The 11,232-nt window shown below is 40.6% G+C and carries 12 protein-coding genes; 2 read left to right on the top strand and 10 right to left on the bottom strand.

Features of this window, described 5'->3' with window-relative positions; translation table 11 throughout:
- Positions 1–12: 12 nt before the first annotated feature.
- Positions 13–501, bottom strand: a complete 489-nt coding sequence (gene ispF, locus C3Y93_RS03360) for a 2-C-methyl-D-erythritol 2,4-cyclodiphosphate synthase (RefSeq protein ID WP_104852076.1) — start codon at positions 499–501, stop codon at positions 13–15.
- A 98-nt stretch (positions 502–599) separates the two neighbouring features.
- Between ispF and C3Y93_RS03365 the strand changes: the two genes are divergently transcribed.
- A complete protein-coding gene (locus C3Y93_RS03365) occupies positions 600–1,250 on the top strand; it encodes a hypothetical protein (RefSeq protein WP_004973366.1) in 651 nt (216 codons plus the stop codon).
- Positions 1,251–1,278: 28 nt separating this feature from the next.
- Here C3Y93_RS03365 and C3Y93_RS03370 read toward each other — a convergent pair whose 3' ends face one another.
- From C3Y93_RS03370 to C3Y93_RS03400, 7 genes are all read right to left on the bottom strand, one after another.
- The gene (locus C3Y93_RS03370) at positions 1,279–2,187 is read right to left on the bottom strand and encodes an AEC family transporter (RefSeq protein ID WP_104852077.1); all 909 of its coding nucleotides are present in this window, start codon (positions 2,185–2,187) and stop codon (positions 1,279–1,281) included.
- A gap of 193 nt (positions 2,188–2,380) precedes the next feature.
- Positions 2,381–3,517 (bottom strand): rod shape-determining protein RodA, encoded by a 1,137-nt coding sequence (gene rodA / locus C3Y93_RS03375; RefSeq protein WP_096900860.1) that lies wholly within the window; start codon positions 3,515–3,517, stop codon positions 2,381–2,383.
- A gap of 127 nt (positions 3,518–3,644) precedes the next feature.
- The gene (gene ispD, locus C3Y93_RS03380) at positions 3,645–4,376 is read right to left on the bottom strand and encodes a 2-C-methyl-D-erythritol 4-phosphate cytidylyltransferase (protein WP_104852078.1); all 732 of its coding nucleotides are present in this window, start codon (positions 4,374–4,376) and stop codon (positions 3,645–3,647) included.
- Entirely contained in the window at positions 4,333–4,737 is a 405-nt protein-coding gene (locus C3Y93_RS03385) for a septum formation initiator family protein (protein WP_004973349.1), read from the bottom strand. Before C3Y93_RS03385 ends, ispD begins: the two co-directional genes overlap by 44 nt.
- A gap of 13 nt (positions 4,738–4,750) precedes the next feature.
- Positions 4,751–6,040, bottom strand: coding sequence for a phosphopyruvate hydratase (gene eno, locus C3Y93_RS03390; protein WP_004973347.1), 1,290 nt, complete (start codon positions 6,038–6,040; stop codon positions 4,751–4,753).
- A 73-nt stretch (positions 6,041–6,113) separates the two neighbouring features.
- A complete protein-coding gene (gene kdsA / locus C3Y93_RS03395) occupies positions 6,114–6,971 on the bottom strand; it encodes a 3-deoxy-8-phosphooctulonate synthase (protein WP_004973345.1) in 858 nt (285 codons plus the stop codon).
- A 31-nt stretch (positions 6,972–7,002) separates the two neighbouring features.
- Positions 7,003–8,643: a CTP synthase gene (locus C3Y93_RS03400; RefSeq protein WP_104852079.1), complete on the bottom strand. Its 1,641-nt coding sequence runs from the start codon at positions 8,641–8,643 to the stop codon at positions 7,003–7,005.
- A gap of 226 nt (positions 8,644–8,869) precedes the next feature.
- Here C3Y93_RS03400 and C3Y93_RS03405 point away from each other — a divergent pair, with 226 nt between their 5' ends.
- Positions 8,870–9,289, top strand: a complete 420-nt coding sequence (locus tag C3Y93_RS03405; RefSeq protein WP_104852080.1) for an internalin — start codon at positions 8,870–8,872, stop codon at positions 9,287–9,289.
- Positions 9,290–9,486: 197 nt separating this feature from the next.
- Here the strand turns inward: C3Y93_RS03405 and C3Y93_RS03410 are convergent, their stop codons facing one another.
- Both C3Y93_RS03410 and C3Y93_RS03415 read right to left on the bottom strand, forming a co-directional pair.
- Entirely contained in the window at positions 9,487–10,593 is a 1,107-nt protein-coding gene (locus C3Y93_RS03410; RefSeq protein WP_104852081.1) for a YheT family hydrolase, read from the bottom strand.
- Positions 10,594–10,683: 90 nt separating this feature from the next.
- On the bottom strand, positions 10,684–11,097 hold the full coding sequence (locus C3Y93_RS03415; RefSeq protein ID WP_004973337.1) for a nuclear transport factor 2 family protein: 414 nt from the start codon (positions 11,095–11,097) through the stop codon (positions 10,684–10,686).
- Between the last annotated feature and the right edge of the window lie 135 nt (positions 11,098–11,232).

Here is an 11,232-nt window from a genome sequence, read left to right on the forward strand (position 1 = left end):
ATTGCAATGCGATTATTTTGTATGAGAAATCAATACAGTCGCGGTTGCTAAAATACCTTCCTGACGTCCAGTAAAACCTAATTTTTCAGTAGTTGTCGCTTTAATACTAATTTGCGTGACCTCTACACCCAATACATCAGCAACACTTTGGCGCATTTCTAGCGTATGCGGTGCAAGTTTAGGACGTTCACAAGCTACAGTAATATCGGCGTTATTCAGTTTATAGCCACGGTCTAAAATAAGTTGATAGACCTGTTTAAGCAATACCCGACTATCTGCACCTTTATAATTTGGATCGGTATCTGGAAAATGCTGACCAATATCCCCTAGCGCCAAAGCACCTAATAATGCATCGCATAGTGCATGCAGCACTACATCGCCATCTGAGTGTGCTTTTAAACCTTGTGTATGAGGAATTTGAACACCTGCAAGCGTCACAAAATCTCCCGCTTCAAAGGCATGAACATCTAATCCTTGTCCAATACGAATCTGTGCAACCATGTTCAACTCCTGTAGAAATAAATCATTGAAATCTTGTATTCATACTTTCGATTTCGCTATATTAGACCTAGCGCAACATAGTGAAAGTATAAGCGATCATGCTGTTGAAATCTGAGATTCATCTTATCAAAAACTTAAGTACACTGCTGTTATTTGGCTGTTTATATTCATCTTTCTCTTATGCACAAGGGATTGATTGTAGATCTACACCCAATAAAAAGTTGGCGCAGGTGTGCACAGAAAATTTCTCAGAATTGCGTGAAAAATTAAGTGATCAACATTTAACAGCTTATTTGATGAGTGATGCGCCTATTCGCTTGTTAGAAGATACTCAGCAATTGTGGATCCAACGCTTACAGCAATGCAAAAGCTTAAATTGTTATACTCAGCAATTTGATTTTAGAATTGATCAACTGAATTTTTTCACTTCAATGAATCAAAGCATGACTCAACATTATTTAAAATATGAAAATGGTCAATTTGCTGCACAACCCGTACATTTACAAATTCATCAACTCAATAAAAACAGCATTAAAATTGAAGGTATTGCTTATCGCAATCCAAATAACCGCCTTGAAAGCCAAAGTATTGCCTTTTTAGCTTATACAACACCTGATCAAAAAAACAAAATCATCGACAATGAGCACGATTGCAGTTATGAGTTTAATTATTCTAAAGCAATCTTAAAAATTCAAACCAAACAAAAAGGTTGTGAACGCTTTGCGGGCATCTATCGTTTATACGATTAATGCTGAACAATAGATTGTATTAGACAGATTAAATGAGCAACCACAACACAATTGGCAAAGTTAATGCGGCGAATACGGTTTGCAAGCTAATAATTGAAGCCATTAAACGACTATCTCCCCCTAAAACTTGTGTAAGTACATAAGCTGCCGATGCAGTAGGTAAAGCAAAAAACAAGACTAAAATTTGCGACTCCAACACTGGAACATTTAAGCTCTGACAAATTAGCCAAGCCAAAGCAGGCATAAATAACAAACGCCCGAACACATTCAATGCCAATGCGAATACATCTCGTTGCAAGCCATTAAATTGTAATGCTGCGCCCACACACATTAATCCCAAAGGCAAACTGCATAACGCTATTTGACGAATAAAATGCGCTGCACCTTCCCACAAGCTCAAACCTGATAAATTAAATAGACCGCCAACAATACACCCTAAAATTAATGGATTTTTCATTAATGACCATAGGATTTGCTTTGCCTGTAAAGTCTTAGTATCGCTTAAAGCCAGCACAGATAAAACATTCACCAATGGAATGCAGAACACCAAAATAATCGCAAACAGCGCCATGCCCTGCACCTGAAACAATGCTGCGACCAAAGCCAAACCGATATACGTATTGAAACGTACCATGCTTTGCATATACACCCCAAAACGGACTGCGGGTGTTTTAAAGTAGCCGCGAAAGGCATATAACAGACAACCAACCAAAGCCACAACAATCCCTACGACCGACAAAATCTGTGCAATTGATTTCGCTTCAATATTTGCTGTGGCGAGGTTTAAAAACAACATGCTGGGGAACAAAATATAGTAATTTAACTTTTCTGCACCCTTCCAAAATGGCTCATCCAGCATACGTGATTGCTTAAGCAGATAACCCATTGCAATTAAGGCAATCAAAGGAAAAAGTGCAATAAAAATTAAATGGGTCATAGGGTGCTCTGTATGTGTTACTGCTACGCTGTTCTTTTTGAATTATTGCTTAATAAACAAAGTAAATTTATTGGATATTATAGAGATTTTTTTGTGCTTATCCTGTTTTGCTTAGGCTATTTTAGAGCCACAAAATGTGAAAAAGATGATGATAGCAACTTGCATCCACATCACCTTTCACATGGATTCTGAATTAACGATGGGTATGAATAGACATCACAATCCCCATGCTCGCCAACATGGAAATGACTGCCGTTCCACCATAACTCATAAGTGGCAATGGATCACCCGTTACAGGTAAAATACCACTCACCATCCCTGAGTTTAGAAATACAAAGAAAAAGAAAGTAAGACCAACCGTGCCTGCATACAAACGCCCGAAATTATGGAAACAATTCATCCCAATCATCAAACAACGTAAAATAATCGCGGCAAACAAACTGAACAGTAAAAACACGCCAATAAAACCAAACTCTTCGGCATAGGTCGACATAATAAAGTCAGTATGATGTTCAGGCAGATAACCCAAATGTGATTGCGTTCCTTCTAAATAACCTTTACCTGTAAAACCGCCTGACCCAATGGCAATTTTGGATTGAATAATATTCCAGCCTGCCCCCAAGGCGTCCGACTCTGGGTCAAATAAGGTGAGTACCCTTTTCTTTTGGTATTCCTGCAAAAAGAACATCCAAAGCAACGGTGCTGCAACAGCCAATGCGGTGATTGCCCCCAATATTAATCGCCATGACATGCCACTTAAAAATAGCGCAAAGACACCGGGAATAATCAAACCAATGTTTAAATCGGGTTGCAATGCCACCAAGACAAAAGGAATCATCATAATCACTAAAGCGACAATGATATGGATCAATTTAGGCGGGAAAGCACGACGCGAAAAATACCACGCCATCATCAATGGCATGGCAAATTTCATAAATTCACTGGGTTGCATACTGCCAATACCCGGCAAGCTGATCCAGCGTTTTGCCCCCATACGGGTTTCACCAATGACCAAAACCAAAGCCAGCATGATGACTGCAAAGATATAAAAATATGGACTGGCAGCTTGATATACCTTAGGCGGAATTTGCGCCAAAATAATCATGGCGATAAAACCAATGCCAAAACTGGTTGCTTGACGCAGCACCATCCCCATATCTTGCGCGGTGGCACTATATACCACCATTAAACCCAGAATCGCATTTAAAATCAGAAAACACAGCAACCATGGATCTAAATGTAATTTAGTCCAGCGTGAGGAATCATTTTTAATGCTTCTACCATCACGTAATGAGTGACGTAAAAAACGATACTGCTGCGATGGATTCATGCGACTCAAAGGTATTTAAAATAGACAGGATGGACAATTATAGAAGCAAAGCGGCACAGAGTGAATCATTAAAGCTTAATCGTTGAAGATTCAAGTTTAACGCGGTGTTAATTACACTAGATTTTTATCATCCATGTTGTTGTGAGGCTAAAATTAAACGTGCCAGCTCTAAATCATCGGGATAGGTGATTTTAATATTATCCGAACGACCGTGCACAACATTTACAATTTGCCCTGCTGCTTCTAAAGCACTGGCCTCATCGGTAATCGTCAATTGCTGTTTTAATGCAGATTCAATGGCTGTTTTAAGCACATCAAGTTTAGCAATTTGCGGAGTTTGCGCTTGCCAAAGTTGGTCACGGCTTACCGTGGTTTCAATTTTTGTGCCTTGGCTTACCTTTTTTAAAGTATCACGCACTGGAATAGCCAAAATTGCACTTTGATCTGTTGCCAGTGCAGTCTGATACAACTGTTCAAGGCAAGCAGCTGTCACACAAGGACGCGCTGCATCATGCACCAAAACCCAGTCATCTGCATGGGCGATTTCAGATAAATAATGCAGTGCTTTTAAGACTGAATCCACTCGCTCTGCACCACCTACGCAAAAATGTGCTTTTTCTTTTTGTGCCAAGTTTAGGTTTTGCGCTACATCATCTGCTTGACCAATCGCCAAAACATAACCCGCTAAAGGCAAGTGATTTAAACGTGCGATGCTGTGCGCTAAGACTGTTTGATCTTGAATATATTGATATTGTTTAAGTTCAGTTCTAGAAAAACGACTACCAGAACCCGCTGCGGGAATAACCGCCCAAAGTTTAGGGTGTCGGGGCGGTTGCTGCTGCAAGTTGTTGTGATTCATTGGTGCGTAAATCTACTGTGGAATTCGGTTGAATATAAATTGGTTTATATTGTGTGCTGATGGTGCTCATTTGCACAAAGGTTTCATGTGGCTTAATTAAGCCTAAATCTAAACGGGCATGCTCTTCAATGGCTTCTACCCCATTTTTTAAATCATAAACTTCTGCTGCAAGTACACGATTGCGCTCCTTCAGCTCTGTATTTAATTCTATTTGTTGTTGGATTTTTTCTGTCAGTGCAGCATGGTCACGATAACCACCTTCACCAAACCAGTGTAAATATTGAAACCCTGCGATCAAAAAGATCGCAAGGCCCAACAATGCTTTACTCGCTTTGGAGTCAAATACATTTAATAATGACATCTACTGATTTCGCTTAGTTCAAACCTTTGAACTCAGCTTTACCGCGATATGCAGCATTCGTCAATTCTTCAATACGAAGTAATTGGTTATATTTTGCTACACGGTCAGAACGGCACAGTGAACCAGTCTTGATTTGACCTGCTGCTGTACCTACTGCAAGATCCGCAATTGTAGAATCTTCAGTTTCACCTGAACGGTGTGAAATAACAGTTGTGTAACCATTGGCTTTCGCAAGGTAAATTGCATCAAGCGTTTCAGTCAAAGTACCAATTTGGTTGTACTTGATCAGGATTGAGTTACCTACTTTTTCATCGATACCGCGTTGTAAGATTTTCGGGTTAGTAACGAACAAGTCATCACCGACCAATTGAATCTTGTCACCTAAGATCGAAGTGAGGTAAGACCAACCTTCCCAATCAGACTCATCTAAACCATCTTCAATTGAGATAATTGGATATTGATTTACAAGACCAGCTAAATAGTCAGAGAATTGGTTGCTTGTGAATGCTTTGTTGCCTTCACCTGCAAGAATGTACTGACCATTTTTGTAGAATTCTGAAGATGCACAGTCAAGCGCCAACATGATGTCAGAACCCGCTTTGTAGCCAGTCTTCTCAATAGCTTCAAGAATAACTGTGATTGCTTCTTCGTTAGAACGTAAGTTTGGCGCAAAACCACCTTCATCACCCACTGCTGTGTTTAAACCTTTTTGATTCAATACAGATTTTAATGAGTGGAAAATTTCTGCACCAGCACGTAATGCTTCAGAGAATGAAGTGAAGCCCACTGGCTCAATCATGAACTCTTGAATATCAACGTTGTTGTCTGCGTGTGAACCACCATTTAAGATGTTCATCATTGGTACAGGCATGGTTAAAATGCTGTTGTTACGAAGGTCTGCGATGTATTGGAAAAGAGGAATTTTCTTTTCATCAGCAGCAGCGCGCGCAGCAGCCAAAGACACGGCTAAAGTTGCGTTAGCACCTAATTTTTCTTTGTTTTCAGTACCATCAAGCGCAATCATGGTGTTGTCGATGTCTTTTTGTTCAAACACAGACTTACCAAGTAAAGCATCACGAATTAAAGTATTGACGTTATTTACCGCAGTTTTAACGCCTTTACCCAAGTAACGTGCTTTATCGCCATCACGAAGTTCTAGAGCTTCACGAGAACCAGTTGAAGCACCTGATGGTGCACATGCACGGCCAACTACGCCAGATGCTAAGATTACGTCTGCTTCGATGGTTGGGTTACCACGAGAGTCCAAAATTTCACGTGCACGAATGTCAACGATTTGGCTCATGAACAATTCCTCAGTTGATTAATAACGTGATGCTTTAGGCATCAATGAGTCTATAATTTAATATGGATCTAATTTAGTGTGTATCTAGCTTTTGGAAACCTTTTACCAAGGTATCCAATTCTTTAAGCTGTGCCAAGAACGGCTCAAGTTGTGATAGACGCAATGCACATGGGCCATCACACTTTGCCTGCTCTGGTTCAGGATGTGCTTCTAGGAATAAACCTGCCAAGCCAGTTGCCATACCTGCACGTGCCAAGGTGGTAATTTGTGCACGACGACCACCTGCCGAATCTGCACGACCACCCGGAGTTTGCAAAGCATGGGTTACATCAAAGAACACAGGTACATTCATTTCTTTCATGATGTCAAAGCCCAGCATATCGACAACCAAGTTGTTGTAACCAAATGCTGAACCACGCTCACAAAGAATCAATTTGTCATTCCCTGCTTCTAAACACTTATGCAAAATATGACGCATTTCGTGCGGCGCAAGGAATTGTGCTTTTTTGATGTTGATAATGGCTTGAGTTTTTGCCATCGCTTCAACCAAATCGGTTTGGCGACTTAAAAACGCAGGAAGCTGAATAATATCTGCCACTTCTGCCACAGGCGCAGCCTGATACGGCTCATGCACATCGGTAATAATTGGCACATTAAAATGCTTTTTAATGTCAGCCAGCCATTCAATGCCTTTTTCTAAACCGGGACCACGAAATGAGTTCAGGCTAGAACGGTTGGCTTTGTCAAAACTGGCTTTGAATACATACGGGATATTTAAGCGTGTGCAAATATCCACATAAGTTTCAGCAATTTCAAATGCAAGGTCTTTAGACTCAAGTACATTCATGCCGCCAAACAATACAAATGGCAAATGATTCGCCATTTGTATATCACCCAAACGTACAATTTCTTGTGGTTTTAATTGTGACATTTCAACTTCCTAGTTTATCCCTAAAGCCATCTTATTTGGTTTTTTGATGCTGTTGTTTTGCCGCACCGATAAAGCCAGCAAACAATGGATGTCCATCACGTGGCGAGCTGGTAAATTCTGGGTGGAATTGTACCGCAATAAACCAAGGATGTTGCGGAATTTCAACAGTTTCAACCAAGTGCTGAATTGGTGAATAACCCGAAATTTTAAGACCTGTTTCTTCAAGCACAGGAATATAACGGTTATTCATTTCATAGCGATGGCGATGGCGCTCTACAATTTCTGCAGAACCATATACTTCACGAGTTTTGGTACCTTCAACCAATTCAGATTTTTGTGCACCTAAACGCATAGTGCCGCCCAAGTCAGAATCGACAGAACGCTGTTGAACTTCGCCGCGCTCATCTAACCATTCAGTAATCAAACCAATAAGTGGCGACTTAGTCGAACGGTTAAACTCTGTTGAACTTGCATCGGCAATACCTGCCACATTACGTGCATATTCAATCACAGCCAATTGCATACCCAAACAGATTCCCAAGAATGGGACACCGTTTTCACGTGCATATTTGATGGCTTGCATTTTACCTTCGGTACCGCGCTCACCAAAGCCGCCCGGAACTAAAATTGCATCGGCATCTTTAAGTACAGTATTAACGTCTTGGCTTTCAAGGTCTTCTGCATTGACATAGTCAATTTCAACTTTGACGCGGTTTTGAATACCCGCATGCAATAATGCTTCGTTTACAGATTTATAGGCATCTGGCAGTTCAACATATTTACCCACCATCGCCACACGAACGCTGTATTCAGGGTTCAATAATGCATCAACTACGTTATCCCAATCAGATAAATCTGCTTCTGGAAGATCATTGAAGCCAAAACGCTCACAAATTAAATCATCAACGTCTTGTTCATAGAATGTACGCGGAATTTGGTAGATGGTTTTGGCATCTTTACATACCACAACCGCACGTGCTTCTACGTTGGTAAATAACGCAATTTTACGGGTAGTGTCAGCATCAACATCATGTTCAGTACGGCAGATGAGAATATCTGGCTGAATACCGATAGATAACAATTCTTTAACTGAGTGTTGAGTTGGCTTGGTTTTTAACTCTGCCGCAGACTTGATATATGGCAATAAAGTTAAGTGCATGAGCATGGTACGCTTATGCCCTAATTCCACCATCAATTGACGTACAGATTCCATGAATGGGAGAGATTCAATGTCACCTACTGTACCGCCAATTTCTACGATTGCGACATCATAGCCTTCGCCTGCGCGAAGTACACGTTCTTTAATATTATCGGTAATGTGTGGAATCACCTGAACAGTACCGCCCAAGTAATCACCACGGCGCTCTTTGTTTAGAACGTCTTGATACACGCGACCAGATGTAAAGTTATTTAACTTGGTCATTTTCGCACGACGCAAGAAACGTTCGTAATAACCCAAATCTAAGTCAGTTTCGGCACCATCCTCTGTGACAAAAACTTCACCATGTTGGAAAGGACTCATTGTCCCTGGATCGACATTAATGTATGGATCCATTTTGACCATGGTTACTTTTAAACCACGGGCTTCTAAAAGTGCAGCAACTGAAGCAGCTGAAATACCTTTACCTAGTGATGAAACTACACCACCAGTCACGAAAATAAAATGGGTCATTGGGTTTCTCGTACAATCGAGCCTAAATCGGCCTGCAATGTTGCGCAATTTTACTTTACTCTGCACCAATAAAGCAAAGTCATTCCGCATCAATTCATAGAACAATAAACAATTGGTTATTCTATCAGCATTTCCTATAAAAAATTAGAACTTCTTGAGAGGATTTTCATCTGTCATTTTATTGCTATAATACGTCCGTCTATCCGATCTTTTATTTTGTGCAATTATGAATAAGAAACTTTTAATTTGTGGTGCAATTGCAACGGCGTTGTTATTAACTGCATGTGTAAAAAAAGAACAGCCAAAGCAAGATGAGCAAGAACAAGTAGAGGTTCAAACTGAACAAACTACTGAAGCTGCTCAATTTGAACCACTAGAACCTGTTGAAAACATTCAAGATGCTGAACCAGAAGCGCCTGCACAGGTAGAAGTGGAGCGCACTGAAACAGCGAACACCACAACTGAAATCCGTCGTGAAACACCTGCACAACCTGCTGCTGCACCTGCGCCTGCGCCGAAAGCGGCAGCTCCTGTAGCAGAAGATAAACCAACTCAAGCACGTCCAAGCAATAACACAGGTGCTCAATCTGAAGATGATGCTGTTGCCGCTGCGATTGCCGCTGCAACCCCAGCACTTGAGAACTAAGTGCTCACTTAAAACTAAGCTTTAAGTTAAAGTCAGTTTTAAGGTGTAAGTTCTTATCTTAGATTTGAATTGACGTTAAAAAACCCAGTCATTGTGTACTGGGTTTTTTATTCATTTGGATGAGTCTTCGCTGAGATAACTCGTGAATACATTTGCAATACAGCTACCTATTTCTATATAGGTTTGTGCGCTTCACTTTAACTTGCCTGCAGCAACTGCGATTGCACTTTAAAATAATTAGAAATTAAACGCGATGCCCAAGATTTAGTAAAACCGACACCTTCATAAAAACCACAATGACTGCCTTTACGGGTCGTCACTACCATAATATTTGGCATTTTCCGTATGGTTTCTTTATAAGGATCAAAGTTTTTGATGTGGCACACTGGGTCATCTTCTGCATTTAAAACCATAAGCGGAATTTTGACATTCTCAAACACATAAATTGGGTTAATGGCTTGTGTGTAGCTGTCATAATCTTCAAAACCCGCCAATTCAAAATACGCCTTTTCAAACTCTGCCAATGTAGTCGCACTTAACACTTGCGATAAAGATTTTACGTTTTGCCAAATGTCCTGATGGGGCTGAATAAAAAACTGGAATAATTTTTTGGTCATCACTTTACTGTAAAAAGGATGCACATGCTGAAAGCCTAGTTCAGTGTTATATCCTGGGCATAGTGCAAACGCGGCTTTAATTGGGGTTTGCTCGCCTTCTTCGCCCAAATAGCGCACCAATAATCCTGTCCCTGCGGAAGAACCAACAGCATATAATTCAGATTGTGGAAATTGTTGCTGAATAAACACTATTTGTTCACGCAAATCATGCGTCGAACCAAACAGATTCATTTGTGGTACAGGCATAGGTAAATTGCCATGCCCACGACGTAAACATAAGGCAATACGCCACTGTGTCTGCTGATGTAAATCGCGCACCAACTCACGCATACTTTCCAAAGAACCTGTAATGGTATGCATTAAAACAATTGTGGGAGTATCTGCAGGTAAGTCATAACCCACCCAAGCAACTGCGGTGATACCGCCATCTTGCATAGTGAGTTGATCAACCCGATCAGACTGCTGACGAATGGTTTTCTTTTTAATTAAATCAAAATATAAAAGATGCGCATGTGTATTGGACAGCCACGGTGTTGGACGGTATTTTTCTTTGAGCTGTGGTAAATAATCCAATACCCGACGGATTTCTCCATGTGGATGATAATACAACGTCGGTAAATCTGCGCCTGTGACCTGATCTAAAACCGCTTGTGTAATTTTCGCTATTTTTTGTAATGTAGACATCATTTTACTCCCAAGCAATACATGCACTTTCAAGCATGCCAACCCGAAACCGATTTCTATAAAACAACTTCATTGCCATACACACGCGGTATTTTATTTTTCGGTTGGCATAAAGGCAGCCATACGTTGTCCCATTTGCACAGCCAATGCCTCTAAACCACTTTTCGGGCGAATCATCACTTCAAAGTCCACAATTTGTCCTTGTGTATTGAATTGAATCATATCAATTCCTTTAAGTTTTTTATCTCCCACATTGGCGGAAAATTCAAGTACAACATTGCAACCATCTTCAGTATAAAACTCACGGTGATAAGTAAAGTTTTCAAAGACCTGAATTACATTGGTCAAAATAAAAAATACCACTTGTTTACCCGCATAAGGTTGATACGCTACAGGTGAACGAAACACCACATCATCTGCCAGCAATTCACTCAAAATAGACATATCATGGTTTTGCAGCATTGTATGCCAACGCTGTACCGCTAATTTTGTTGTTTCCAAAGTCATGTTAAGTTCCTTTTTTTTGTTTTGATATTTCATTTCTATGCAGAGTCCCTGAGTGAGACTGAAGCACTGCTGCACTGGGCAGAAGCGATTATTAACTCTCTCCCCAGCCCCCTCCCAAAGGAGAGGGAGAAGGAA

The organism is Acinetobacter sp. SWBY1 (assembly GCF_002946595.1).
Classification (GTDB): domain Bacteria; phylum Pseudomonadota; class Gammaproteobacteria; order Pseudomonadales; family Moraxellaceae; genus Acinetobacter; species Acinetobacter towneri.